The organism is Streptomyces sp. NPDC048751, from assembly GCF_043198595.1.
GTDB lineage: Bacteria > Actinomycetota > Actinomycetes > Streptomycetales > Streptomycetaceae > Streptomyces.
Genome location: NZ_JBICUX010000003.1, coordinates 522,796 through 548,283 on the forward strand (window position 1 = coordinate 522,796; position 25,488 = coordinate 548,283).

General features: G+C 70.7%; 25 protein-coding genes and 1 riboswitch. Of the genes, 12 read left to right on the forward strand and 13 right to left on the reverse strand.

Going from position 1 to position 25,488, the window contains the following annotated elements; all coding sequences use genetic code 11:
* The first annotated feature begins 31 nt into the window (after window positions 1-31).
* The 4 genes from ACGFNV_RS14085 (at window position 32) to ACGFNV_RS14100 (ending at window position 3,343) form a co-directional block, all read left to right on the forward strand.
* The gene (locus ACGFNV_RS14085) at window positions 32-961 is read left to right on the forward strand and encodes a MurR/RpiR family transcriptional regulator (RefSeq protein ID WP_393622223.1); all 930 of its coding nucleotides are present in this window, start codon (window positions 32-34) and stop codon (window positions 959-961) included.
* Window positions 962-1,007: 46 nt separating this feature from the next.
* Window positions 1,008-1,991 (forward strand): N-acetylmuramic acid 6-phosphate etherase, encoded by a 984-nt coding sequence (gene murQ / locus ACGFNV_RS14090; RefSeq protein WP_393622225.1) that lies wholly within the window; start codon window positions 1,008-1,010, stop codon window positions 1,989-1,991.
* 74 nt (window positions 1,992-2,065) lie between these two features.
* Window positions 2,066-2,629 (forward strand): GNAT family N-acetyltransferase, encoded by a 564-nt coding sequence (locus ACGFNV_RS14095; RefSeq protein ID WP_393622226.1) that lies wholly within the window; start codon window positions 2,066-2,068, stop codon window positions 2,627-2,629.
* Between the two features lie 132 nt (window positions 2,630-2,761).
* A complete protein-coding gene (locus tag ACGFNV_RS14100; protein WP_393622228.1) occupies window positions 2,762-3,343 on the forward strand; it encodes a hypothetical protein in 582 nt (193 codons plus the stop codon).
* Between the two features lie 23 nt (window positions 3,344-3,366).
* On the opposite strand, the gene ACGFNV_RS14105 is transcribed toward ACGFNV_RS14100, so the two are convergent.
* The 6 genes from ACGFNV_RS14105 to thrC all read right to left on the reverse strand — a co-directional run bounded on the left by ACGFNV_RS14105 (window position 3,367) and on the right by thrC (window position 10,516).
* Entirely contained in the window at window positions 3,367-4,851 is a 1,485-nt protein-coding gene (locus ACGFNV_RS14105; protein ID WP_393622230.1) for an MFS transporter, read from the reverse strand.
* 178 nt (window positions 4,852-5,029) lie between these two features.
* The gene (locus tag ACGFNV_RS14110) at window positions 5,030-6,157 is read right to left on the reverse strand and encodes an NADH:flavin oxidoreductase (protein WP_393622231.1); all 1,128 of its coding nucleotides are present in this window, start codon (window positions 6,155-6,157) and stop codon (window positions 5,030-5,032) included.
* A 199-nt stretch (window positions 6,158-6,356) separates the two neighbouring features.
* On the reverse strand, window positions 6,357-7,979 hold the full coding sequence (gene groL / locus ACGFNV_RS14115; RefSeq protein WP_393622233.1) for a chaperonin GroEL: 1,623 nt from the start codon (window positions 7,977-7,979) through the stop codon (window positions 6,357-6,359).
* A 339-nt stretch (window positions 7,980-8,318) separates the two neighbouring features.
* The gene (locus ACGFNV_RS14120; protein WP_007493268.1) at window positions 8,319-8,525 is read right to left on the reverse strand and encodes a cold-shock protein; all 207 of its coding nucleotides are present in this window, start codon (window positions 8,523-8,525) and stop codon (window positions 8,319-8,321) included.
* A gap of 432 nt (window positions 8,526-8,957) precedes the next feature.
* Window positions 8,958-9,233 (reverse strand): MoaD/ThiS family protein, encoded by a 276-nt coding sequence (locus ACGFNV_RS14125; RefSeq protein WP_003991133.1) that lies wholly within the window; start codon window positions 9,231-9,233, stop codon window positions 8,958-8,960.
* Entirely contained in the window at window positions 9,230-10,516 is a 1,287-nt protein-coding gene (gene thrC / locus ACGFNV_RS14130; RefSeq protein ID WP_393622235.1) for a threonine synthase, read from the reverse strand. The genes ACGFNV_RS14125 and thrC overlap by 4 nt, the downstream gene beginning before the upstream one ends.
* A gap of 17 nt (window positions 10,517-10,533) precedes the next feature.
* Window positions 10,534-10,687, reverse strand: a riboswitch (SAM riboswitch).
* Window positions 10,688-10,818: 131 nt separating this feature from the next.
* Here thrC and ACGFNV_RS14135 point away from each other — a divergent pair.
* Window positions 10,819-11,763: a glucosyl-3-phosphoglycerate synthase gene (locus ACGFNV_RS14135; RefSeq protein ID WP_393622236.1), complete on the forward strand. Its 945-nt coding sequence runs from the start codon at window positions 10,819-10,821 to the stop codon at window positions 11,761-11,763.
* An 80-nt stretch (window positions 11,764-11,843) separates the two neighbouring features.
* The gene (locus ACGFNV_RS14140) at window positions 11,844-13,331 is read left to right on the forward strand and encodes a trehalose-6-phosphate synthase (protein ID WP_393622238.1); all 1,488 of its coding nucleotides are present in this window, start codon (window positions 11,844-11,846) and stop codon (window positions 13,329-13,331) included.
* Here ACGFNV_RS14140 and otsB read toward each other — a convergent pair.
* The 3 genes from otsB to ACGFNV_RS14155 all read right to left on the reverse strand — a co-directional run bounded on the left by otsB (window position 13,319) and on the right by ACGFNV_RS14155 (window position 15,855).
* Window positions 13,319-14,179, reverse strand: a complete 861-nt coding sequence (otsB, locus tag ACGFNV_RS14145) for a trehalose-phosphatase (RefSeq protein ID WP_393622240.1) — start codon at window positions 14,177-14,179, stop codon at window positions 13,319-13,321. The genes ACGFNV_RS14140 and otsB overlap by 13 nt on opposite strands.
* A gap of 148 nt (window positions 14,180-14,327) precedes the next feature.
* Complete coding sequence (locus ACGFNV_RS14150; RefSeq protein ID WP_393622242.1) at window positions 14,328-14,555, reverse strand: DUF3263 domain-containing protein; 228 nt, start codon at window positions 14,553-14,555, stop codon at window positions 14,328-14,330.
* Between the two features lie 34 nt (window positions 14,556-14,589).
* Window positions 14,590-15,855, reverse strand: a complete 1,266-nt coding sequence (locus tag ACGFNV_RS14155) for an extracellular solute-binding protein (protein ID WP_393622244.1) — start codon at window positions 15,853-15,855, stop codon at window positions 14,590-14,592.
* 104 nt (window positions 15,856-15,959) lie between these two features.
* Between ACGFNV_RS14155 and ACGFNV_RS14160 the strand changes: the two genes are divergently transcribed.
* From ACGFNV_RS14160 to ACGFNV_RS14170, 3 genes are all read left to right on the forward strand, one after another.
* On the forward strand, window positions 15,960-16,907 hold the full coding sequence (locus tag ACGFNV_RS14160) for an ROK family protein (RefSeq protein ID WP_393622245.1): 948 nt from the start codon (window positions 15,960-15,962) through the stop codon (window positions 16,905-16,907).
* Window positions 16,907-18,049 (forward strand): N-acetylglucosamine-6-phosphate deacetylase, encoded by a 1,143-nt coding sequence (nagA, locus tag ACGFNV_RS14165; RefSeq protein WP_393622247.1) that lies wholly within the window; start codon window positions 16,907-16,909, stop codon window positions 18,047-18,049. The genes ACGFNV_RS14160 and nagA overlap by 1 nt, the downstream gene beginning before the upstream one ends.
* 118 nt (window positions 18,050-18,167) lie before the next feature.
* Entirely contained in the window at window positions 18,168-19,097 is a 930-nt protein-coding gene (locus tag ACGFNV_RS14170; RefSeq protein WP_393622523.1) for a 1-phosphofructokinase family hexose kinase, read from the forward strand.
* A 3-nt stretch (window positions 19,098-19,100) separates the two neighbouring features.
* Here ACGFNV_RS14170 and ACGFNV_RS14175 read toward each other — a convergent pair whose 3' ends face one another.
* Window positions 19,101-20,069, reverse strand: coding sequence for a carbohydrate-binding protein (locus ACGFNV_RS14175; RefSeq protein WP_393622248.1), 969 nt, complete (start codon window positions 20,067-20,069; stop codon window positions 19,101-19,103).
* Between the two features lie 130 nt (window positions 20,070-20,199).
* Complete coding sequence (gene cdgB, locus ACGFNV_RS14180; protein ID WP_393622249.1) at window positions 20,200-21,843, reverse strand: diguanylate cyclase CdgB; 1,644 nt, start codon at window positions 21,841-21,843, stop codon at window positions 20,200-20,202.
* A 402-nt stretch (window positions 21,844-22,245) separates the two neighbouring features.
* On the opposite strand from cdgB, the gene ACGFNV_RS14185 reads away from it, so the two are divergent.
* Window positions 22,246-22,737 carry a flavin reductase family protein gene (locus ACGFNV_RS14185; RefSeq protein ID WP_393622525.1) on the forward strand — a complete coding sequence of 164 codons (492 nt, stop codon included), beginning with the start codon at window positions 22,246-22,248 and terminating at the stop codon, window positions 22,735-22,737.
* Window positions 22,738-22,788: 51 nt separating this feature from the next.
* Window positions 22,789-23,277, forward strand: a complete 489-nt coding sequence (locus ACGFNV_RS14190; protein ID WP_393622250.1) for a GNAT family N-acetyltransferase — start codon at window positions 22,789-22,791, stop codon at window positions 23,275-23,277.
* A gap of 21 nt (window positions 23,278-23,298) precedes the next feature.
* Here ACGFNV_RS14190 and ACGFNV_RS14195 read toward each other — a convergent pair whose 3' ends face one another.
* On the reverse strand, window positions 23,299-24,147 hold the full coding sequence (locus tag ACGFNV_RS14195) for a sigma-70 family RNA polymerase sigma factor (protein WP_393622252.1): 849 nt from the start codon (window positions 24,145-24,147) through the stop codon (window positions 23,299-23,301).
* Between the two features lie 116 nt (window positions 24,148-24,263).
* Window positions 24,264-24,701 (reverse strand): alternative ribosome rescue aminoacyl-tRNA hydrolase ArfB, encoded by a 438-nt coding sequence (arfB, locus tag ACGFNV_RS14200; protein ID WP_393622253.1) that lies wholly within the window; start codon window positions 24,699-24,701, stop codon window positions 24,264-24,266.
* Window positions 24,702-24,861: 160 nt separating this feature from the next.
* On the opposite strand from arfB, the gene ACGFNV_RS14205 reads away from it, so the two are divergent.
* Window positions 24,862-25,437 (forward strand): TerD family protein, encoded by a 576-nt coding sequence (locus ACGFNV_RS14205; RefSeq protein WP_393622255.1) that lies wholly within the window; start codon window positions 24,862-24,864, stop codon window positions 25,435-25,437.
* The last annotated feature ends 51 nt before the right edge of the window (window positions 25,438-25,488 follow it).

Below are 25,488 nucleotides of genomic sequence, written 5' to 3' on the forward strand. Positions count from 1 at the left end.
CACGACACGGGTCCGAAAATATCTTTCACATGTGACCCGTGACATGAAGGAAATTTTCGGGAGCATCGGGAACAGCGGCCCCGGAGGCGCGCCGCCCGCCCCCGCCGCCCTCGCGGCCAAGGTGCGCACGCTCGCCCCGTCCATGACCCGCTCCATGCAGCGCGTGGCCGAGGCCGTCGCGAGCGACCCGGCGGGCTGCGCCGCGCTCACGGTCACCGGCCTCGCCGAACTCACCGGCACCAGCGAGGCCACCGTCGTCCGCACCGCCCGCGTCCTCGGCTACCCCGGCTACCGCGATCTGCGCCTCGCCCTCGCCGGCCTCGCCGCCCAGCAGCAGTCCGGCCGCGCACCCGCCCTGACCACGGACATCTCGGTCGACGACCCCCTCGCGGACGTGGTGGCCAAGTTGGCCTACGACGAGCAGCAGACCCTCGCCGACACCGCGTCCGGCCTCGACCTCGCGCAGCTCGACGCGGCGGTCACCGCGACGGCGACCGCACGACGGATCGACGTGTACGGCGTCGGGGCGTCCGGCCTCGTCGCCCAGGACCTCGCCCAAAAGCTCCTGCGCATAGGGCTCATAGCCCACGCGCACAGCGATCCCCACCTCGCCGTCACCAACGCCGTGCAACTGCGCGCGGGTGACGTGGCCGTCGCCATCACCCACTCCGGGTCGACCGGCGACGTGATCGAGCCACTCCGGGTCGCCTTCGAGCGCGGGGCGACCACCGTCGCGATCACCGGGCGTCCGGGCGGACCCGTGACCCAGTACGCCGACCACGTCCTCACGACCTCCACGGCCCGCGAGAGCGAGCTGCGGCCGGCGGCGATGTCGTCCCGGACCAGTCAGTTGCTGGTCGTGGACTGCCTGTTCGTGGGCGTGGCGCAGCGGACGTACGAGACGGCGGGACCGGCGCTGGCGGCCTCCTACGAGGCACTGGCCCACCGGCACCGCCGGTAGACGGCCCCCTGGCAGGACAGGACCCCGACGTCGAGAAGAGCACCCCATGACCTCCCCACCCCCACCCCGCTCCCCCTCTCCCTCGCACCACCGCTCCCTCCGCGCCGAGTTGGAAGCGCTGACCACCGAGGCCTTCCGTCCCGAACTCGCCGAGATCGACCAGCTCCCCACCCTCGACATCGGCCGCCTCATGAACACCGAGGACACCCGCGTGCCCACTGCCGTGGCCGAACGGCTGCCGGAGATCGCCGCCGCGATCGACGCCGTGGCGGAGCGGATGGCGCGGGGCGGCCGACTGGTCTACGCGGGCGCCGGGACGGCGGGGCGGCTCGGTGTGCTGGACGCGTCCGAGTGTCCGCCGACGTTCAACACGCGGCCCGAGCAGGTCGTAGGACTCATCGCGGGTGGTCCGCGGGCCGTGGTCACCTCGGTGGAGGGCGCGGAGGACTCACGGGAGCAGGCGGAGGCCGACCTCGACGCGCTCGGGCTCGGCGCCGACGACACGGTGGTCGGCATCTCGGCCTCCGGCCGCACCCCGTACGCCATCGGCGCCGTCGAACACGCCCGCGCCCGGGGCGCCCTGACCATCGGGCTGGCCTGCAACGCGGGCAGCGCGCTGGCCGCGGCCGCGGAACACGGCATCGAGGTCGTCGTCGGCCCCGAACTCCTCACCGGCTCCACCCGACTGAAGGCGGGCACCGCGCAGAAGCTGGTGCTCAACATGATCTCGACGATCACCATGATCCGCCTCGGCAAGACCTACGGGAACCTGATGGTCGACGTCCGCGCCTCCAACGACAAGCTCCGCGCCCGCTCCCACCGCATCGTCGCCCTCGCGACCGGCGCCGGGGACGAGGAGATCGAGGCGGCGCTGGCGGCGACGGACGGCGAGGTGAAGAACGCGATCCTGACGCTGCTGGCGGACGTGGACGGCCTTACGGCCGCGCGGCTTCTGGGGGAGTCGGGCGGCCGGCTGCGGGCGGCGCTGGCGAGTGCGACGGAGAGGGGGACGGAGACGGAGACCGGCTGAGCAGTGCTGGGGCGTCGACGTTCGTCGCAAACATGAGGCTCTGGGCGCGCACATCTTTGCGTAGTGTCCCCTGTATGGCGATCAACGTACGCAGGTCCCGTCCAGAAGATCACGCAGCGATCCTGTCCCTGATGGAAAAGGCCCGCGGAGCGGGGCTCAGCGACGAGGAACGGGGGCGTCGAGGTTTTGTGCAGGGCAACCTGACGGCCGAACTGCTCAACCGTTTACAGGAAGGCCCAGGCATTTTCGTCGCCGACGCCGCGGGGGAACTCGCCGGGTTCGCCATCACGAGCGAGCCGGACTGGCTCCCGCCACAACACCCGGCCGCGGCAGCCGTCGCGGCAGTCACCAAGGCGGCAGACGGGCGCGACCTGGGCAGGCTCTTCCTGTACGGCCCCGTCGCGGTCGACGAACGTTTCCAAGGGCGTGGGGTGCTGACCCAGCTGCTCACGGCGCTCAGCCGCGCCCTGGCGGATGACTTCGACCTCGCTGTCGCGTTCGTCGAGATGTCCAACGAGCGCTCCTTGGCCGTGCACCGGCACTACGAGATGGCCGAGGCCGCCCACTTCGAGACGGCCGGACGCACCTACGCGGCCTTCACGTTCTCGCCGGCGACCTTCGCACAAGGACAGTCCTGACGCGCGGCGGACGAGGCCAGGACGGCCGCCATCAGCGATCGCCGTCCTACCCTTGAGGAACACCGGTGGAACTCCCCGGCCCTATGGGTTTCACCCTCGACACCGAAGAACTCAAGGACTACGCCGACCGACATGAACCACGCCCAGCTCACCGCCCTAGGCCGTGCCCTCCGTCTCCTCGGGGAGCACGGGGAGGCCCTGACCGCCGACACGCCGGACGCCAAGCTGCACGAGGTCAAGGCGGACCTGCGGCGGGCGCTGGATCTGCTGGACGAGAGTGTGACCAGCGCCGCGCCCACCACCCGGTGCGCCGAGCATCCGAACGGGCCCGTCGACGAGGGCGCCCCCGACCTGTGCCTGCTGTGCGAGACGCGGCGCCGGGCCGCCCGGCGGTCGGAGTTCAACGGTGCTTACGGTCCGCCGCCCCGGGCCGCCGAGGCGCCCGCCCCCGCGCCGTCCCGTTACGGCACCAGCGCCGACCGCCCCCAGCCCCAGCAGCGGTGGCTGCCGGAGCTGTGGAACGGGCGGGAGTGGCAGCTGTGCGGTACGCCCCGCAGGGACCGGCGCGAGGCCGAGCTGTACATCGCCGCCCAGCGGCGCGGATCCCGGCCCGCGATGGCGTACCGACTCGTGCACGAGTTCACGGACTACGAGGTGCTGCGGGTGTGGGGCACGCCCGTGAAGGTGGACATCGAGCCCATGGGCAACCTCTGAGGCCCTCTTGGTGCGAGGACCCCTTACGCCTTCACCGCCGACGCCCCCGCGTCCGTCGGCTCCCCGGCGGTGGGCGCCCCCTGCCCCGACCCCTGCCGCTGGCGCGGGATGAACGACGCCACCGCGAACGCCAGCAGTGCCGCGCCCGCGCCGAGCGCCAGGACCGTGCGGAAGCCGTCCTTCGAGGGGAGGGCGAAGCCGCCGAAGTCCGTGGTCATCTGGGCGAGGACCACACCGGCGATGGCGCTGGCCGACGACGTTCCGATGGACCGCATGAGGGTGTTGAGGCTGTTCGCGGCGGCCGTTTCGGACGCGGGTACGGCGCCCATGATCAGGGCGGGCATGGAGCCGTACGTGAAGCCGATGCCGGCGCCGATCACGCAGGAGACGAGGACGAAGTGCCAGACCTCCGACATCAGCGCGATGTTGATGAGGTAGCCGGCGGCGACGATCAGCGCGCCGATCATCAGGGTCACCTTGGGGCCCTTGGCCTTGGAGACGGCGGCCGAGACGGGGGCCGTGGCCATCATGACCAGGCCTGAGGGGGCCATCACCAGGCCGGCGGCCAGCATGGACTTGCCGAGGCCGTAGCCGGTCGCGGAGGGCAGCTGGAGCAGTTGGGGAAGCACCAGGGACATCGCGAACATCGCGAAGCCGACGGCGATCGAGGCGAGGTTGGTCACCAGCACCTGGCGGCGCGCGGTGGTGCGCAGGTCCACCAGCGGGGCCTGCACCCGCAGCTCCCACCAGCCCCACGCCAGCAGCACGACGACGGCGGCGCCGAACAGGCCGAGCGTGGTGCCGCCGGTCCAGCCCCAGTCGGCGCCCTTGGAGATCGCGAGCAGCAGGCAGACCAGGCCGGTCGCCATGCCGACGGCGCCGACCAGGTCGAAGCGGCCGCCGGTGCGGACCCGGGACTCGGGCACGAAGAGGACGACGAGTACGGCGGCGACGGCGCCGAGGCAGGCCGACGTCCAGAACAGCACGTGCCAGTCGAAGTTCTCGGCGATGAGCGCGGCGGCCGGCAGGCCGAGGGCACCGCCGACGCCGAGGCTGGCGCTCATCAGCGCGGTGGCCGAGCCGAGGCGTTCGGCGGGCAGTTCGTCGCGCATGATGCTGATGCCGAGCGGGATTACACCGGAGGCCAGGCCCTGCAGTACGCGGCCGATGATCATCGGGAGCAGGGACTCACTGAGGGCGGCGGTGACCGAGCCGGAGACCAGCAGGGCCACGCTGACCAGCAGCATGCGGCGCTTGCCGTACATGTCTCCGAGGCGGCCCATCACCGGTGTGGCGACGGCGGCCGCCAGGAGGGTGGCCGTGACCGCCCAGGCGGTGTCCGAGGCCGAGGCGTTCAGCAGTTTCGGCAGCTCGGGGACGATCGGGATGACCAGGGTCTGCATCAGCGAGACGACGATTCCGGCGAGGGCCAGGACCGCCACCACCGCGTTCGACCTCGGCGGGGCTGACCCCCCGGCCTCGGCGGGGCGGACAGGAGCGTCGGACATGGCGGAGCCTCCGTCGGTGGGGCGGCATGAGAACAGCCGCGTACTTGACCGAGGCAACCTTAAGTCACTTGCTTGACTTAACCAAGGGGCTCAGAGGCAGACAGGCGGCCGCCCATGAAAAACGGGCCGGGGCGCCGCATCTCACGGCACCCCGGCCCGATACAGGCCCGGCGGCAGCTCAGCTCAGCGTCTGCAGCGCCGACGCCTCGTACGCCTTCAGCTCGTCCAGTCGCCCGCCGAGCACCTTCGCCGCCCACTCCGGGTCCTGGAGCAGGGCGCGGCCCACGGCCACCATGTCGAACTCGTCGCGCTCCAGGCGGTCGAGGAGGTCGTCGATGCCCTTGACCGGGGAACCCTCGCCCTGGAAGCCCTTGATGAAGTCGCCGTCGAGGCCGACCGAGCCGACGGTGATGGCGGTCTTGCCGGTGAGCTTCTTGGTCCAGCCCGCGAGGTTGAGGTCGGAGTCGTCGAACTCCGGGACCCAGTAGCGGCGGGTGGAGGCGTGGAAGGCGTCGACACCGGCCGCGGCGAGCGGGGTCAGGATGGCCTCCAGCTCCTCGGGGGTCTCGGCGAGCCGGGCGTCGTAGGCCTCCTGCTTCCACTGCGAGTAGCGGAAGATGACGGGGAACTCCGGCGAGACCGTCTCGCGCACGGCGGCGACGATCTCGGCGGCGAACTTCGTACGGGCCACGGGGTCGCCGCCGTAGGCGTCGGTACGGCGGTTGGTGCCCGACCAGAGGAACTGGTCGATGAGGTAGCCGTGGGCGCCGTGCAGTTCGACTCCGTCGAAGCCGATGCGCTCGGCTGCGGCGGCGGCCTCGGCGAAGGCGCCGATGACGTCGTCGAGGTCGCGCTGGGTCATCGCCTGGCCGGTGCCCTCGGTGCCGTCGACGCGCAGCCCGGAGGGACCGACGGCGGGGGCGTCGGCGAAGGGCGGCTCGCCCTGCTTGCGGACCATGCCGATGTGCCACAGCTGCGGGACGATCGTGCCGCCGGCCGCGTGCACGGCCTCGGCGACCTTCGCCCAGCCCGCGAGCTGCTCCTCGCCGTGGAAGCGGGGGACGCTGTCGCTCTGTCCGGCGGAGGCGTGGCCGACGTAGGTGCCCTCGGTGACGATCAGGCCGACGCCCGCGGCGGCACGGCGGGCGTAGTACGAGCGCACGTTCTCGCCGGGGATGCCGCCCGGGGAGAACATCCGGGTCATCGGCGCCATCGCGATGCGGTTCGGGACGGTCAGGCCGTTGATGGACACGGGCCGGGAGAGGATCTCGGCCGTGCGGGAGGCGGGCGTCGGGGTGGCGGTCACTCGGGACTCCTCGTCAAAACCAGCTGGTATGTGCACATGCAATAAAGTGATCGCCTACGTCAACCACCGCGCCCGGCGCCTCCATCCCGGTGCGGGGCGAAACGTCATGTGATCCCGGACACGCCCGAGGGCGGCACCCCCTGTCTCCAGGGAGTGCCGCCCTCGGCACGGAAGGGACGGTTCCGATCCTCGGTGAGGATCAGAAGTCCATGTCACCGCCCGGCATGCCGCCGCCGGCCGGGGCAGCGGACTTCTCCGGCTTGTCGGCGATGACGGCCTCGGTGGTGAGGAACAGCGCGGCGATGGAGGCGGCGTTCTGCAGGGCAGAGCGGGTCACCTTCGCCGGGTCGATGATGCCTTCGGCGATCATGTCGACGTACTCACCGGTCGCGGCGTTCAGGCCGTGGCCGACCTGGAGGTTGCGGACCTTCTCCACGACGACGCCACCCTCGAGACCACCGTTGACGGCGATCTGCTTGAGCGGGGCCTCGAGCGCGAGCTTCACGGCGTTGGCGCCGGTCGCCTCGTCACCCTCGAGTTCCAGCTTCTCGAAGACCTGGGAGGCCTGCAGCAGGGCCACGCCACCACCGGCGACGATGCCCTCCTCGACGGCCGCCTTCGCGTTGCGGACGGCGTCCTCGATGCGGTGCTTGCGCTCCTTGAGCTCAACCTCGGTGGCGGCACCGGCCTTGATGACCGCGACACCGCCGGCGAGCTTCGCCAGGCGCTCCTGCAGCTTCTCGCGGTCGTAGTCCGAGTCGCTGTTCTCGATCTCGGCGCGGATCTGGTTGACGCGGCCGGTGACCTGCTCGGAGGCGCCGGCGCCGTCGACGATGGTGGTCTCGTCCTTGGTGATGACCACCTTGCGGGCCTTGCCCAGCAGGTCGATGGTGGCGTTCTCCAGCTTGAGGCCGACCTCCTCGGAGATGACCTCGCCGCCCGTGAGGATGGCGATGTCGCCGAGCATGGCCTTGCGGCGGTCGCCGAAGCCCGGGGCCTTGACGGCGACGGACTTGAAGGTGCCGCGGATCTTGTTGACGACCAGGGTCGACAGGGCCTCGCCCTCGACATCCTCGGCGATGATCAGCAGCGGCTTGCCCGACTGCATGACCTTCTCCAGGAGCGGGAGCAGGTCCTTGACGTTCGAGATCTTGGAGTTCGCGATCAGGATGTACGGGTCGTCGAGGACGGCCTCCATACGCTCCATGTCGGTGGCGAAGTACGCCGAGATGTAGCCCTTGTCGAAGCGCATACCCTCGGTGAGCTCCAGCTCCAGACCGAAGGTCTGGGACTCCTCGACAGTGATGACGCCTTCCTTGCCGACCTTGTCCATGGCCTCGGCGATGAGCTCGCCGATCTGGGTGTCGGCGGCGGAGATGGAGGCCGTGGAAGCGATCTGCTCCTTGGTCTCGACATCCTTCGCCTGCTCAAGGAGGGCACCGGAGACGGCCTCGACGGCCTTCTCGATACCGCGCTTGAGGGCCATCGGGTTGGCGCCGGCGGCGACGTTGCGCAGGCCCTCGCGGACCAGCGCCTGGGCGAGAACGGTCGCGGTGGTCGTACCGTCACCGGCGACGTCGTCCGTCTTCTTGGCGACTTCCTTGACCAGCTCGGCGCCGATCTTCTCGTACGGGTCCTCGAGCTCGATCTCCTTGGCGATGGAGACACCATCGTTGGTGATCGTGGGGGCGCCCCACTTCTTCTCGAGGACGACGTTGCGGCCCTTGGGGCCGAGCGTCACCTTCACGGCGTCCGCGAGCTGGTTCATGCCGCGCTCGAGGCCGCGCCGCGCCTCCTCGTCGAACGCGATGATCTTGGCCATGTGAAGTGGTCCCTCCAGGACTGGGGGTGATTCCTTCGGACCGCGCCCGCGCCCGCGACGGACGGCTCGCCTGCCTCGTGGTTCCTTGCCCCACCCGGCGTGCGGGCCTCACCGACCCGGTCCTTCGTTGTCACTCTCACCTTCAGAGTGCTAACGCAATGATTAGCACTCGCCCCTGCCGAGTGCAAGCGCCTTCCCCGCATCCGCAGGTGAACGCCGGGTGCCGCGGCTCCCGCGCGGCGCGTCCGGGCGCGTCCGGGCAGACCGAAGGGCTCGTACCCCGGGAGGTACGAGCCCTTCGAAGATGTTCAGAAGAACGACGCTGCGTCGGCGCGTGCTTCAGCCGGTCGCGAGTCGGACCATGTCCGCCTGCGGCCCCTTCTGGCCCTGCGAGATCTCGAAATCGACCCGCTGACCCTCCTCCAGGGTGCGGTAGCCGTCCATCTGAATCGCGCTGTAGTGGACGAAAACATCCGCACCACCGTCGACCGCGATGAAGCCGTACCCCTTCTCCGCGTTGAACCACTTGACGGTGCCCTGAGCCATGCCTAACTCCCCTATTACTGGCCCTTGCACAGATCCACACTTCGCGGATCCGGGTCAGACCTCACCCCCCGCTTTGGTTGGGGGCGTGCGCCGGAACGCGTCGACCGCGGCCGAATGTATCTGTCCAACTGCCGTCTGCAACAGGTCAATCGGACGAGAATTCCGGGCATGGCCGGTCGGGAATTTACCGAGAATTCACCAGAATTCTGGGCAAGTCGGGCTCCACAAAAGGAGCAAATGGCGCAAAAGAACCACACACTTTGGCTACTTCTCATCGCATGTGGAGCCGTAAAACAGAGGCGTTCGGTACGCGAAAAACAGCGTGTTCCCCAACTGTACCGCGCTCAACCACACAGAATTGCCCCCTCCGCTTCTCTCACGGAGGGGGCAATTCGATGAACTCTCGGTAACTGATGTTACCGAAGGTAATGATCAGCCTCCGGCGACCGCCGGAATGATGGAGACACCGGCACCGTCCGGGGTGGCCGTCTCCAGACCCTGCTCGAAGCGGACGTCGTCGTCGTTGACGTACACGTTGACGAAGCGGCGCAGCTTGCCCTGGTCGTCGAGAACGCGGGCCGCGATGCCCGTGTGGTTCTTCTCCAGGTCGGCGATGACCTCGCCCAGGTTCGCGCCCTCGGCGGCGACCTCGGCCTGGCCACCGGTGTAGGTGCGCAGGATGGTGGGGATGCGGACGGTCACGCTCATGCGAGGCCAGCCTCTCGGAAGGAGTCCAGGTTCGGGCGGATGGTGGCGGTGAGCCCGGTGCCGGCCACCGCGTCGAGGGTCTTGAGGCCGTCGCCGGTGTTCAGCACGACAGTGGTGAGGGTCGGGTCCAGCAGACCGTTCTCGATCAGCTTGCGCGCCACACCCACGGTCACCCCGCCGGCGGTCTCCGCGAAGATGCCCTCCGTCCGGGCGAGCAGCTTGATCGCGTCGACGACCTGCTCGTCGTTGACGTCCTCCACGGCACCGCCCGTACGGCGCGCGATGTCGAGGACGTACGGCCCGTCGGCCGGGTTGCCGATGGCGAGGGACTTGGCGATGGTGTTCGGCTTCTGCGGCCGGACGACGTCGTGGCCCGCCTTGTAGGCCACCGACACCGGCGAGCAGCCCTCGGCCTGCGCGCCGAAGATCTTGTACGGCTTGTCCTCGACGAGACCGAGCTTGATCAGCTCCTGCAGACCCTTGTCGATCTTCGTGAGCTGCGAGCCGGAGGCGATCGGCACGACCAGCTGGTCCGGGAGCCGCCAGCCGAGCTGCTCGCAGATCTCGTACGCCAGGGTCTTGGACCCCTCCGCGTAGTACGGCCGCAGGTTGACGTTGACGAAGCCCCAGCCCTCGCCCGCCGGGTCGCCGATGAGCTCGGAGCAGAAGCGGTTCACGTCGTCGTAGTTGCCCTCGATGCCGACGAGCTCGCCGCCGTAGATGGCGGCCATGACGACCTTGCCCTGCTCCAGGTCGTGCGGGATGAACACACACGAGCGGAAACCGGCGCGGGCGGCCGCGGCGCCCACCGCGCCGGCGAGGTTGCCGGTGGAGGAGCAGGAGAGGGTGGTGAAGCCGAAGGCGCGGGCGGCCTCCAGCGCCTGGGCGACGACACGGTCCTTGAAGGAGTGCGTCGGGTTGCCGGAGTCGTCCTTGACGAAGAGCTTGCCGGCGTCGACGCCCAGCTCGCGGGCCAGGTTGTCGGCCTTGACGAGCTTGGTCCAGCCGGGGTTGATGTTCGGCTTGTCCGCCACGTCGGCCGGGACGGGCAGCAACGGGGCGTAGCGCCAGATGTTCGCGGGGCCCGCCTCGATGCGCTTGCGCAGCTCCTCCGTGTCGTAGGAGGAGAAGTCGTAGGCGATCTCGAGCGGGCCGAAACACTCCTCGCAGGCGAAGACCGGGCCGAGGGGCACGCGGTGACCGCACTCACGACAGCTCAGCGCGGCGGCGGGGCCGAGGTCTACGGTGGAGTCGGTGGTGCTTGCAACAGTCTGCACAGCCATGGAGGCGAGGCCCTTTCTCCTCATCTTCCTCACGACGCATCTCGCCGCGAGACGGATTTGGCACCTTCCCTAGCCGGGAGCCTCGCTGGCGATCGACAGTGATCTACGAGACCGGCTGGAGGGTTGCCGGGGCTTCAACGGGCCGTTTCCCTCTGCCCCTCTGGATGAGCGGTATGTGGTTGTTGACGCACATGACCCCCGACATGCGATGGTCACCAGCGTTGTCCAAGACTGTAACCGAAGGCCAGGACAGTTGAGATAGTCGTCCGAACCGCGAGACAACCCGTGAGGAGCCGCAGACTGTGCTGGAAGAAGTCGAGCGCTGGCTGAGCACCCGCTCCTGGTCCGTGACCGATCGCCCGCTGCACCAGATCCTGGCCGCCAAACAGCGGACGGGCCAGTCGGTCAGTGTCGTGCTGCCCGCGCTCAACGAGGAGGAGACCGTCGGCGACATCGTCGCCGTCATCCGCCACGACCTGATACAGCAGGTCCCGCTCGTCGACGAGATCGTCGTCGTCGACTCGGGATCGACCGACCGCACCTCCGAGGTGGCCGCCGCCGCGGGCGCCCGGGTCGTCCACCGCGACGACATACTCCCGCGTATCCCGACCGTGCCCGGCAAGGGCGAGGTGCTGTGGCGCTCCCTGCTGGTGACCGGCGGGGACATCGTCTGCTTCATCGACGCCGACCTGAAGGAGTTCTCCTCCGACTTCGTCTCCGGGATCGTGGGCCCCCTGCTCACCGACCCGGACGTCGATCTCGTCAAGGGGATGTACGACCGTCCGCTCGGCGGGGCGGCCGGCCAGGGCGGCCGGGTCACCGAGCTCATGGCCCGCCCGCTGCTGAACATGCACTGGCCGCAGCTGGCGGGGTTCGTGCAGCCGCTCGGCGGCGAGTACGCGGCCCGCCGCTCCCTCCTGGAACAGCTTCCCTTCCCCGTCGGCTACGGCGTGGAGCTGGGCATGCTGGTCGACTCCCTGCACCTGGTCGGGCTCGACGCCCTCGCCCAGGTCGACGTCGGGGTGCGCAAGCACCGCCACCAGGACGGGCAGGCGTTGGGCCGGATGGCCGCCGCGATCTACCGCACCGCCCAGCTGAGGCTGGCCCGCGGGCATCTGATCCGTCCGTCCCTCATCCAGTTCGAGCGGGGCGAGGACGGGTTCGAGCCGCGTACGTACTCCGTGGACACGGAGGAGCGTCCGCCGATGACGGAGATCGCGGAGTACGCCGCGCGCAAGGTGGCGTGACGCGCGGGGAGCCGTATACGGCTGTCCACGAAGCGCGATCGTACGTTTGAGCGTTTACAGGCCGGGCTAAGTTGAGGCGTATGGCTTCCACGCACGACGCTGCTGCTCAGGTGCTGGTCGCGTCCAACCGCGGCCCGGTCTCGTACACGGTCCAGGAGGACGGCTCGCTGCACGCCAAGCGGGGCGGCGGAGGGGTCGTCTCGGGCCTGTCGGCCATCGACCCGGACGCCGGCGCCCTGTGGGTGTGCTCGGCGCTGTCCGACGGCGACCGGGAGGCGATCCGGCGCGGGGTGGGCGAGAAGGGCGTACGGATGCTGGACATTCCGGCGGACGTGCACTCGGACGCGTACAACGGCATCGCCAACTCGGTGCTGTGGTTCGTCCACCACATGCTGTACCTCACCCCGCTGGAGCCGGTCTTCGACGCGGAGTTCCGGCGCCAGTGGGCGGCGTACGAGGCCTACAACCGCGCGTTCGCCGAGGCGCTGGCCGAGGAGGCGGCCGAGGGGGCGGCGGTCCTGGTGCAGGACTACCACCTCTGTCTCGTCCCCGGCATGCTCCGCGAGCTGCGCCCCGACCTGCGCATCGGGCACTTCACGCACACGCCGTGGGCGCCGGTGGACTACTTCGCGATGCTTCCCGACGACATCCGTTCGCAGCTGGTGCTGGGCATGCTCGGTGCGGACCGGCTCGGGTTCCTGACCCGTCGGTGGGCGGCGGCGTTCGCCGAGTGCGCGGAGGCGATGGACCCGCAGATCGTCGGCCGGCAGGGCGACGACGGGCTCAGGGCGACGCTCGAGTACGCGCGCGACTGGACCCGGCCCGGCCACCGCACGCGCATCTCCGTGCACGGCCTCGGCGCCGACGCGGAGTTCCTGCGCGAGCGGGCGCACCAGGCGGACGTCGAGGAGCGGATGGCGGCGCTGCGCGAGGAGATCGGCACGGCCCCCGACGGCAGCCTCCGCAGGACCATCGTCCGCGTCGACCGGACCGAGCTGTCGAAGAACATCGTGCGCGGCCTGCTGGCGTACCGGCAGCTGTTGGAGGACCACCCCGAGTGGCGCGAACGGGTGGTGCACGTCGCCTTCGCCTACCCCTCCCGCCAGGACCTCGCGGTCTACCGCGACTACATGGCCGAGGTGCGGCGGGTGGCGGAGGAGATCAACGAGCAGTACGGCACCCCGGGCTGGACCCCCGTCGTCCTGCACCTCAAGGACGACTTCGCGCGTTCCCTGGCGGCCTACCGCCTCGGCGACGTGGCCCTGGTCAACCCCATCCGGGACGGCATGAACCTCGTCGCGAAGGAGGTGCCGGTCGTCTCCGACGAGGGGTGCGCGCTGGTGCTGTCGCGGGAGGCGGGGGCGTACTGGGAGCTGGGCGAGGACGCGATCACCGTCAACCCGTTCGACGTGATGGAGACCGCGCGGGCGCTGCACGAGGCGTTGTCCATGAAGCCGGAGGAGCGGGCGGAGCGGACGAAGCGGCTGGCTGCCGCGGCGACCGCCCTGCCCCCCACCCAGTGGTTCCTGGACCAGCTGAACGCGCTGCGCGATCTTCAGTCCAGCTGATCCGCCAGGGCCCGCAGCAGCGCTACGACCCCTGCCGGGCCGTCGACCACGAGGTCCGCGCGTTCGGCCAGTTCGGTGACCTCGGCGCTGCCGCTGCACACGAGGAGGCCGGGGACGCCGTCGGAGCGGAGTTTGTCGACGGCGGCGTAGGCGGGAAGGTCGCCCAGGTCGTCGCCTGCGTAGAGGACGGCCTCGGCGCCGGTCTCGCGGATGTGTTCCAGAAGGGCGACGCCCTTGTCCATGCCGGGCGGGCGGAGTTCGAGGACCATGCGGCCCGGTTCGACGATCAGTCCGTGGCGGCCGGCGAGGTCGGTGAGGGGGTCGCGCAGGGCGTCGAACGCGGCCTGCGGGTCCTCGGCGCGGCGGGTGTGGACCGCGACGGCCCGCCCCTTCTCCTCGATCCACGTACCGTGCGAGGCGCCCGCCCGCTCGATGACGTCCGGCAGCTCGGCCCGGACCGCGGCGATGCCCGGGTGCGGGTCGGGGGCGGTGAGGATGCCGCGCTCCCAGCGTTCGGCACCGTAGTGCCCGAGCACGACGAGCCGCTCCAGCCCGTCGACTCCGTCGAACCCCCCGTGCCGGACGGCGACCTCGGCCGGGCGGCCGGTGATCACCGTCACTGCGGCGACCTTGGGGGCGAGTGCGGTGAGCGCGGCGAGCGCGGCGGGGTGGGCCCTGGCTTGCTCCGGGTCGGCGACGATCGGTGCGAGGGTGCCGTCGAAGTCGAGGGCGATCACCGTCCGGCGGGGGTTCCTGAGGATGGCGTCCAGTCCGTCGCGGCCCGGTGGGGTGGTGGGGGTGGGGACAGTGGGTACGGCTTCCGTGGAGTCCTTGTCGTGGCTGCCCATGGGGCGACTTTATCGGGGTTGGTACAGCCACTGGCGAGCGCAGGTCCGCATGACTCAGCCCGTCCGGCGTTTGAGGACGAGGCCGTTCAGGCCGATGGGGGTCTGGGGGCAGAGCCCCCAGCAGGCCCGCACCGGCGCAGGGTGCCCTCTAACGCTCCGCCCGCCTTTCCTCCCGTATGCGCCGAAGACGGTTCACCGTCACCGGATCGTGCGCCAGCGCACGCGTGTCGTCCAGGAGGGCGTTGAGCAGCTGGTAGTAGCGAACGGGGGCCAGGCCCAGTTCCTCGCGGATGGCGCGTTCCTTGGCGCCGGGGCCGGTGAAGCCCCGGCGTTCCAGGGCGAGGATGTCCTGTTCACGGCGGCCGAGGTCGGTCATGTCGGCCACCGTAGCCCCGGGCACCGACAGGCGCCTACTGGCCGCTGTCCGCGGCGGTGGCCGTCGTCTGCAGCCGGCTCAGGACCGCGGCGGGGCTGCCGTCCGACGCGACGGCCTGGCCTATGCGCTGCTTGATGGCAGCGTTGACATCGGCCCAGGAGGTCTTGGCGACCGGGTAGAGCTCGGAGAGCGGGAGCTCCTTGAGGAAGGGCCGCAGGTCCTGGTCCTCGTCGGCCGTGCTCATGGCCGCGGACGCGGACTCGGTGACGGGCAACAGGTCGTACGTGCGCGAGAAGTCGAGCACGTTCTGCTTGTCGTAGACGTAGTCGAGGAACTCGCCGATCTGGTCCTGGTGGCCGTTCTTCTTGAACGCCATCATCCAGTCGGCGACGCCCATCGTCGCCTTGCTCTCGCCGTCCTTGCCCGGCATCGGCACCATGCCGAACTTCACGCCCTTGGCCGCGGCGGCCTTCATGAGGGAGGGGTGGCCGTTGAGCATGCCGACGTCACCCGCGGCGAACGCGGCGAACGCGTCGGCCCGGTTCAGCTTGGCGGGGGCCACCGGCCCGGTGAGGCCCTTGCTGACGAGTTCGTCCTTGAGCCAGGCGAACGTCTCGACGTTCTGCGCGGAGTCGAGGCTGTAGGCGCCGATGGTCTCGGTGTAGCCGCCCCCGCCGCTGAGCAGCCACTGCATGGTCTCGGCCTGCGCCTCCTCGGGCCCGAGGGGCAGCGCGTAGGGGTACTTCACGCCCTGCGCCTTGAGCGCGGCCGCGTCGGAGGCGAGGTCGTCCCAGGTCTTCGGCGCGTCGAGGCCGGCCTTGTCGAAGAGGGTCTTGTTGTAGAACAGCAGACGCGTGGAGGCCGCGAACGGCATGCCGTACTGGATCCCGTGGATCTGTCCCGCGGAGGCCAGCTGGGAGGCGAAGTCGGCCTGGGTGGGGATGGAGAGCACGTCGCCGGCCTTGTAGAGCAGGCCCTTGTCGGCGTAGTCGGCGTACGCGCCGATCTGCGCCATGTCGGGGGTGTCGCCTGAGGCGACCATCTCCTTGACCTTGCGGTCGACGTCGTTCCAGGAGTAGACGCTGACCTCGACCTTGATGTCGGGGTGCTCGGCCTCGAACTCCTTGACCAGGGAGCCCCAGTACTTCTTGGAGCTGTTGCCCGCGCCGTCGCCGTAGTCGGCGGCGACGAGTCTCAGGGTGACGTCGTCGGATCCTCCGGCCAGACCGCAGCCCCCGAGGGCCACCGTCATACCCAGTGCGGAGATCACCGCGATCGTTCCTGTCCTGCGCCGCTGCACTACTGCCCCAACCTTGCTGTCTCGCCGTTCAATAAGTGAACCATAAGGTCTACACCACGTGAGTGGACTAGACCTCTTGTGGGTCGGCGGGCCACACTGTCCTTGTGAGACACGTCATCGCCCTCGATGTGGGCGGCACCGGGATGAAGGCCGCCCTGGCCGGGCCGGACGGCGAACTGCTGCACCGCGCACGCCGGGCGACCGGCCGCGAGCGCGGCCCGGACGCGGTCGTCGCCGAGATCCTCGACTTCGCCGCCGAGCTGCACGCCTACGGCGTCCGGCACCTCGGCGAGCCCGCGTCCGCCGCCGGAGTCGCCGTCCCCGGCATCGTCGACGAGGCCCGGGGCGTCGCCGCCTACGCCGCCAACCTCGGCTGGCGTGACGTCCCCCTGCGCGAGCTGATCAGCGCCGAGCTGGGCGGGATCCCCGTCGCCCTGGGGCACGACGTGCGCACCGGCGGTCTCGCCGAGGGCCGCATCGGCGCGGGCCGGGGCGCCGACCGCTTCCTTTTCGTGGCCCTCGGCACCGGCATCGCGGGCGCCATCAGCGTCGACGGACGGGTCGAGGCGGGCGCGCACGGCTTCGCGGGCGAGATCGGTCACGTCGTCGTACGGCCCGGTGGCGCCCCCTGTCCGTGCGGGCAGCGCGGCTGTCTGGAGCGGTTCGCCTCCGCGGCGGCGGTGAGCGAGGCGTGGGCGGCGGCCGGCGGCGGCCCGGAAGCGGACGCGGCGGACTGCGCGAAGGCCGTCGTGGCCGGTGACCCGGACGCCGTACGGGTGTGGCGGGAGGCCGTGGACGCGCTCGCCGACGGCCTGGTCACCGCGCTCACCCTGCTGGACCCCCGCACGCTCATCATCGGTGGCGGGCTCGCCGAGGCCGGGGAAACCTTGTTCGCACCGCTGCGGGACGCCGTCCGGCAGCGGGTCACCTTCCAGAAGCTGCCGTCGATCGTCCCCGCGGCGCTGGGCGACGCCGCCGGATGCCTGGGCGCGGGGCTCCTCGCCTGGGATCTCCTGAGCACTCCCACCACTCCCGCGGAGGTAACCACCTGATGGCCCTGACCAAGGTTCTCGCCGGTGCCCGGGTGGTCCTGCCCACCGGGATCGTCCCGGACGGCCGCGTCGTCGTGGAAGGCACCCGCATCGCCGAGCGTGCTCCCGAGAACGCCGAGACCATCGACGTGAGCGGCCACTGGCTGGTCCCCGGCTTCGTCGACCTGCACAACCACGGCGGTGGCGGCGCGTCCTTCTCCGGCTCGGTCGACGACGCCCTGACGGCCATCCGCACCCACCGGCTGCACGGCACGACCACGCTCGTCGCCTCGGCCGTCACCGACGACATGGACGTCCTGGTCAAGCAGGCCGGGCTGCTGGCCGAGCTGGCCGAGCAGGGCGATCTCGCGGGCGTCCACTTCGAGGGGCCGTTCATCTCGCCGTGCCGCAAGGGCGCGCACTCCGAGGGGCTGCTGCGCGACCCGGAACCGGCGGAGGTGCGCAAGCTGGTCGACGCGGCACGCGGCCGGGCGGTGATGATGACGCTGGCCACCGAACTGCCGGGCGGCATCGACTCCGTACGGCTGCTCGTGGAGCACGGCGTGATCGCGGCGGTCGGGCACACCGACGCGACGTACGAGCAGACGGCGGAGGCGATCGAGGCGGGCGCGACGGTCGCGACGCACCTCTTCAACGCGATGCCCACCCTCGGCCACCGCACGCCCGGCCCGATCGCCGCCCTCCTGGAGGACGAGCGCGTCACCGTCGAGCTCATCAACGACGGCACGCATCTGCACCCGGCCTCACTGCAACTGGCGTTCCATCACGCGGGCGCGGAGCGGGTGGCGTTCATCACCGACGCGATGGACGCGGCCGGCATCGGCGACGGGCTCTACATGCTCGGCCCGCTCCAGGTCGAGGTCAGCGAGGGCGTGGCGCGCCTGGTGGAGGGCGGCACGATCGCGGGCTCCACCCTCACCCTGGACCGCGCGTTCAAGCGGGCCGTGACCGTCGACGGGCTCTCGGTGCGGGACACGGTGACGGCCCTCTCCGCCACCCCGGCCCGCCTGCTGGGCCGTTACGACCGCATCGGCTCCCTGGAGCCCGGCAAGGACGCCGACCTGGTGCTGCTGGACGCCGACTTCGAGCTCAAGGGCGTGATGCGCCACGGCGCGTGGGTGGTCGATCCCCAACTGCACTGAACTGTCCCCGTACAGAGGGACGGTGGCCGACCCGCGCTCTGGGCCGACCGCCGTCTCTTTGGCATGATCGACCCTCCGGACAGATGGCAGGGACATGCACTCGGGGGAGGTCGGCACGGTGATCCTCACGGTCACGTTGAACACCGCTCTCGACATCACCTATCGCGTGCCGGTGCTGCGGCCGCACGGCTCGCACCGGGTCACCGAGGTCGTCGAGCGGCCCGGCGGCAAGGGCCTGAACGTGGCGCGCGTACTGGGCGCCCTCGGCCACGAGGTGACGGTCACCGGCTTCGTCGGCGGCGCCACCGGACGAGTGGTCCGGGAACAGCTCTTGGGCGTGCCCGGCATCGTGGACGCGCTGGTGCCGGTCGCCGGGGCGACCCGGCGCACGATCGCGGTCGTGGACGAACGGACCGGCGACACGACCCAGCTCAACGAACCGGGACCGCTCGTCGCACCCGCCGAGTGGTCCGCCTTCCAGAAGGCCTACGAGGATCTGCTCCCGTCCGCGTCGGCGGTGGCCCTGTGCGGCAGCCTGCCGCCGGGGGTGCCGGTGGGCGCGTACGCGGGCCTGGTGCGCACCGCCCGCACGGCGAACGTGCCCGTCCTGCTGGACACCAGCGGCGAGCCGCTGCGCCGGGGCGTCGCCGCCCGCCCGGACGTCGTCAAGCCCAACGCCGAAGAACTCGCCGAACTGACCGGCTCCCACGAGCCGTTGCGCGCCACCCAGGACGCCCGCCGACGGGGCGCCCGCGCCGTCGTCGCCTCCCTCGGCCCCGAGGGCCTCCTCGCCTCGACCCCGGAGGGCCGCTGGCGCGCCCGGCCACCCGCCCGTGCCCACGGCAACCCGACGGGCGCGGGCGACTCGGTGGTCGCGGGCCTGCTGTCGGGCCTCGTGGAGCACCTGCCCTGGCCGGAAATCCTGGCCCGCGCGGCCGCCCTGTCCGTGGCGACGGTCCTGTCCTCGGTGGCGGGCGAGTTCGACCGGGCGGCGTACGAGGAGCTGCTGGGGCGGGTGGCGGTGACCGGGGAGGTCACCGCCGCGTAGGGCCTAGTCCTTGACCCGGCCCTTCTTCAGCCACAACTGGTCCAGGAGCACGTTGCACTTGTCGCCGTTCTCGCAGGAGAGCGTGAAGGTGTTGGTGCCCTTGGTGAGCGTGGGCCAGGCGTAGGTGGTCGTCCAGCCGTTCTCGAAGTCGCCGTCCTTCACGTGCGTGTAGTTCCCCAGCGGCATCTTGCTGCCGAACTTCTTGCCGTTGACGGTGAGCGTCATCTCCTGGTCCTCGCCGGTCGCGCTGTAATGCGCGAACAGCGTGTAGTCACCGTCCGACGGGATGCCGTCGGCGCTCCACGTGACGGAGTTGCCGACCTGGTTGAGGTTGCCCACGTAGACACCGCCGCCGGACTTGGCGCCCTTGACGTCCGAGGCGAGGGCGGCGTTGCCTCCGAGGCGCAGGGCCTTCGCTTCGACCTCCGGCAGCTTCTTCTCGCTGTCGGCGCCCTTGCTGCTGCCGCTCGACGGGCTGGGCTCGGAGCCGCCGCTCTGCTGCTGGGCCGGGGCCGAGGCGGCGGCGTTGCCGGTCTTGTCGTCCTTGTCGTCGTCGCCGTTCATCATGGCGATGCCGATGCCGATCACAACGGCGGCGACGACCGCCACCGCGCCGATCAGCAGGCCCTTGGTGTTGGGGCCGCGGCCCCGGCCGCCGCCACCGCCGCCGTGCGACTGCTGCGGGCTGGTCGGGGCGCCGCCGGGGTGTGTCTCCGGGGCGGCGTAGTGGGCGTTCGGCTGGCCGTACACGCCCTGCTGCTGGGGTGCGGTCGGCTGGGCCTGGCCGTACTGCGCGGTCGGTGCCTGCTGCCCGTACTGGCGCTGGCCGACCGACCGGACTCTGTTGACCGAGTTCGGGTAGCCGTAGCCCCCGGAGGGCGGCTGAGCTCCATTGGCCTGACCGTCGGCGTAGAGGTAGCCGAACGGGTCGTCGTCCTCCGGCGTGCTCGCGCCGTTGTTGCCGGGCGTCATCCCTCGTACTCCTCAACAGGTGCGGGGCGCATGCGGTACGCGTTCGTGTACGTGTGGCAAATGGCGAGCCTACCCGCTCCAGGTGCCCCAAACGGGTGACTCGGATCGCATCAGCTCGCTGACCTGGGGATCATCCCGCACGTCTGTGTTGTTTGGGACGAGATCGTTTCTCGACGTACATCCGTTCGTCAGCGGACTTCAACACTTCGTCCGCGGTCATCCCGCAGTGTGCCCAGCCGATGCCGAAGCTGGCGCCCACGCGCACGGCCCGGCCCTCGGCGCGGATGGGCTGGATGATCTCGTTCCGCAGTCGTACGGCGAGGTCCTGGGCGTCGGCGCGGCCGAGCCCGTCGGCGAGGATCACGAACTCGTCGCCGCCGAGCCGGGCGACGGTGTCGCCGTCACGGACCTGGTTGCTCAGGCGGCGGGCCACCTCGATGAGGACGGCGTCGCCCGCGTTGTGCCCGAAGCGGTCGTTGATCGACTTGAATCCGTCGAGGTCGCAGAAGAGGACCGCGAGCCCCTTGGTGCCGTCGTCCAACTCGCCCTCGGGGGCGATCGTGTGGACGTGGTGGTCGTAGGCGTCGTAGGACTCGGTGCTCGGCGGGAAGTCGAAGGCGGGGTGGCCGAAGGCCGCGTCGTGGGACTCGATCGCCGCCACCGGGTCCGCCGACTGCGGCCGGCGACAGAGCCGGGCGGACAGCCGCGAGCGCAGCTCGGCGGAGTTCGGCAGGCCGGTGAGGGAGTCGTGGGAGGCGCGGTGGGCGAGCTGGAGCTCGCGGCGCTTGCGCTCCTCGATGTCCTCGACGTGGGTGAGCAGGAAGCGGGGCCCGTCGGCGGCGTCGGCGACGACGCTGTTGCGCAGGGACACCCAGACGTAGGTGCCGTCGCGGCGGCCGAGGCGCAGCTCGGCGCGGCCGCCCTCGGCGGAGGTGCGCAGCAGGGTGCCGATGTCCTCGGGGTGGACGAGGTCGGAGAAGGAGTAGCGGCGCATCGCGGAGGCGGGGCGGCCCAGGAGGCGGCACAGGGCGTCGTTGGTGCGCAGGATCCGGCCGTGCTGGTCGCCGCCCATCTCGGCGATGGCCATGCCGGAGGGGGCGTACTCGAAGGCCTGGCGGAAGCTTTCCTCACTGGCCCGCAGCGCCTGCTGCTCCCGTTCGAGCCGGACCAGCGCGCGCTGCATGTTCGCACGTAGACGCGCGTTGCTGATCGCGATGGCCGCCTGGAACGCGTACATCTGGAGCGCCTCGCGCCCCCACGCGCCGGGGCGGCGTCCGTTGCGCGGCCGGTCCACGGAGAGCACGCCGATCAGCTCGCCGCAGGAGCCGCCGCCCGGCGCCGCCGGCGTGTACATCGGCGCGAAGAGCCGGTCGGAGGGGTGCCACTCGTCCTCGAAGCGGGGCGCGGGCCCGTCGGTGTACCACTGCGGGACGTCGTCGTCGTCGAGGATCCAGCCCTCGGTGTGGGGTATGAAGACCAGGTCGCCCCAGGTCTCGCCCATGCTCAGGCGGCGCTCCCACGACTCGCGGGAGCCGACACGGCCGGTGATGAGGGCCTCGGCGGCCGGGTTGCCCGAGAAGGCGGCGACCACGAGGTCGCCGTCGGGGCGCACGAGGTTGACGCACGCCAGCTCGTACCCGAGGGCGGTGACGACTCCGTCCGCGACGGTCTGCAGTGTGTCGGCCAGGCTGCGGGCCGTGTTCATGTCGGCCATGACCTGGTGCAGCTGTCGCAGGGACGCAAGACGGACGTAGGGTTCCGACTCGGTCTCCATGCTCGCCCTCCCCCCGAGACCTCGCAGCGAATCAAGGGTTCTCATCGGCGTATCGTCCAGCAGCTTCCCCGCCACTGAATCACAGCGCGCTCCCCACTCGGTACACAGGGTCAACAATTAATGCGTCTTGTGACTCAAGTCACAGAAGAACGTGAACAATTGAGTCGGGGTTTCTGTGTTTTCCCTGAGCGTTTGCGTCTGTTTACCGAAGGCGTGCTTTACGGCTCCGGCTTCCGCCGTGGGTCCTAGGACTCCGCTCGGCCGGAGGTCCGATGCGCGCCGCGGGAGGAGGACACTAGCGTTCCCGGTGTGCTGAACTCCCGCCCCGCCGTGCCCGCGCCCGCCGCCCCCGCCGCCTTTGGGCATGCTGAGGGGGTGAGCAACGAAGAGTTCCGCGCCGCCATGTCACGGCTGGCCGACGGCGTGGTCCTGGTGACCGCGCTGGAGCCGCCGCTCGACCCCGACGACCCCGACGCCCCGGCCGGCGAGGACGTCGGCATGACGGCGACGGCCTTCATGTCGGTCTCCCTGGACCCGCCCCTGGTGCTGGTCAGCGTGCGCGAGGGCTCCCGCTTGGACGACCTGCTCGACGAACAGCCCCTGTGGGCGGTGTCGGTGCTGTCCGAGAGCCAGCGCCACATCGCCGGCCGCTTCGCCATGAAGGGCCGTGTCAGCGACCGGCTGCTGTTCGCGGACATCCCGTACACCCGCGGCGCGGAGTCCGGCGCGCCCCTGGTGGGCGGCGCCCTGGCGACCCTGGAGTGCCGCACCGAGCAGCGGGTGACCGCCGGGGACCACACGCTGGTGATCGGACGCGTGCTGACCGCCCGCGTACCGAGTGCCGAAGGGGGGCCTCTGGTGTATTTCCGCGGCCGTTACCGGCATTTGGGCTGAGGCCCTGAAATCCCTTGGCCGCGAGGTGAGTTCGCCGCCTAGGGTAGGCGGATGACCACATCGGAACCGCGGCTTCCGTCCGGACTCCGCCTGGAAGAAATCACACCCGGGAATTTCGAGACCGCCACCGGCATTCGGGTCCGCCCCGATCAGGAACACGCCGTCTCCCCCGTGATGCAGTCCCTCGCCGAGGCGTACGTCCGTCCTGCCGGTGTCGCCTGGCCACGCCTGATCCTCGACGACGACCGTCCCGTCGGCTTCCTGATGGCCTTCCTCGACATCGACTGGCACGGCGACGGCACCCTCTTCCGCTCCGGCCTGTGGCGCCTCAACATCGCGGCCGACGAACAGGGCAAGGGCTACGGCCGCTTCGCCGTCGACGCCGTCGCCGCCGAGATCCGCCGCCGCGACGGCAAGGAGCTGTACGTCACCTGGCACCCCGGCCCGACCGGCCCCGAGGCGTTCTATCTGGGACTCGGCTTCCGGAAGACCGGGGAGACGAGCGGGGACCAGACGGTCGGGGTGCTGCAGCTGACGTAGAGGGTGGGCGCCGGACACGCACTACGCGGTGAGCTCGATGTCGAGCCCGGCCAGCCGCTCCGGGTCCGCGATGACCTCGATCGCGGCGATGCGGTCGTGTACGAGTGCGAAGGTCAGCACCCGCTCCGGGCGGTCGTCGACCAGCACCACGAGGCCCGTGGCGCCGTCGACGAGGGCGGGCCGTGCGACGCGGGCGAGGTGCGCGAAGCGCGCGGCGCCGGACGCCACGGCCGCCGCGCCCGCGGTGATCCCGGCCTCGCCGCGCGCGATCACGTCCGGGTCCAGGACGGCGAGCAGTCCCTCGAAGTCCCCGTCGCGCGCGGCCGCCAGGAACGCGTCGACGACCTCGCGCTGCCGGACCAGGTCGGCGCCGGGCTCCGGGGCGCCCTGCACCCGGCGCCGGGCCCTGCTGGCGAGCTGCCGCGCCGCCGCCGGCGTACGGCCCGCGATGTCGGCGATCTGCTCGTACGGCACCGCGAACAGGTCGTGCAGCACGAAGGCGAGCCGTTCGGCGGGCGTGAGGGTGTCGAGGACGACGAGGAGGGCGGCGCCCACGGAGTCGGCGAGCAGCGCGTCCTGGGCGGGGTCGGGCTCGGCGGACGGCGCCGGGGTCCAGGTGTCCAGGGGCTGCTCGGCGCGGGACTTGCGGGAGCGGAGCATGTCCAGGCAGACCCGGCCGACGACCGTCGTCAGCCAGCCACCGAGGTTGTCGACCTGCCCGACGTCGGAACGGCTCAGCCGGAACCAGGCCTCCTGCACCGCGTCGTCGGCCTCGGCGAACGAGCCGAGCATGCGGTGGGCGACGGCGCGGAGGTGGGGGCGGTGCGCCTCGAAGCGCTCGGCCAGGAAGTCGCTGCCGGTGTCGGTCATGGGGTGCTGCCCTTCGTCCGTCGGGATCCGCCGTCACCGCATTGACGGATGGCGAACGAGGAACGTGACATCACCGGGATCGGGTTCTACGGATGTTCAGGACCTCGTACGGATGCTCAGGACCAGCCCTGCCCCGAACGCCCCCGCTTGGTCTCCGAGCGCTGCTTCTTCTCCCGCAGCCGCCGCTCGTTGATCCCGCGCGGGATCCGGGTCGCCCTGCGCGGCTTGGGCGGGGGAGCCGTCGCCTCGGCGAGGAGCGCGGCCAGACGGACGGCGGCGGTCTCACGGTTGCGCCACTGGGACCGGTGCTCGGAGGCACGGACACTGACGACCCCGTCGACGAGGCGCCCGGCCAGCCGCTCCAGTGCGCGCTGCTTCCAGACCTCGGGCAGCGCCTCGGTCGCCGCGAGGTCGAAGCGCAGCTCGACCTGCGAGTCCGAGGTGTTCACATGCTGGCCTCCCGGCCCGGACGACCGCGAGAAACGCCACAGGAGCTCGGCCTCGGGCAGGGAGACGGAGCCGCGGATCAGGTACGGACCGGACATGCCGTCCATGTTCCCCGCTCTGTCCGGTCCACGTCACCCGAATATCCGAGGTAAAGAAAGTAAAGCGCCTGGAACCCTGAGCGCCCCTCGCTGCGTTCATACGGGTAGCTGTAGCTTCATGCCGTACTGCGGTACTGCCGTACGTAAACGAGGGAAAGGACTCCCAACCATGGCTGTAAGCCTGTCCAAGGGTGGCAACGTCTCGCTCACCAAGGAGGCTCCGGGCCTGACCGCCGTCACCGTGGGCCTCGGCTGGGACGTCCGCACGACCACGGGTACGGACTTCGACCTCGACGCCTCCGCGATCGCGGTCAACCCGCAGGGCAAGGTCTACTCCGACGCCCACTTCGTCTTCTTCAACAACAAGCAGACCCCGGACAACTCCATCGTCCACACCGGTGACAACCGCACCGGTGAGGGTGCCGGCGACGACGAGGCGATCAACGTCAACCTCGCTGCCCTCCCGGCCGACATCGACAAGATCGTCTTCCCGGTCTCGATCTACGACGCGGAGAACCGCTCGCAGAACTTCGGCCAGGTCCGCAACGCCTACATCCGCATCATCAACCAGGCCGGCGGCGCCGAGATCGCGCGCTACGACCTCTCCGAGGACGCGGCCACCGAGACGGCCATGGTCTTCGGCGAGCTCTACCGCAACGGCGCCGAGTGGAAGTTCCGCGCCGTCGGCCAGGGCTACGCCTCCGGCCTCGTCGGCATCGCCCAGGACTTCGGCGTGAACGTCTGAGCGACGGCCCACTTCTGAGCGACGCCCATGCTCTGACGGAGCCCCCGGCCG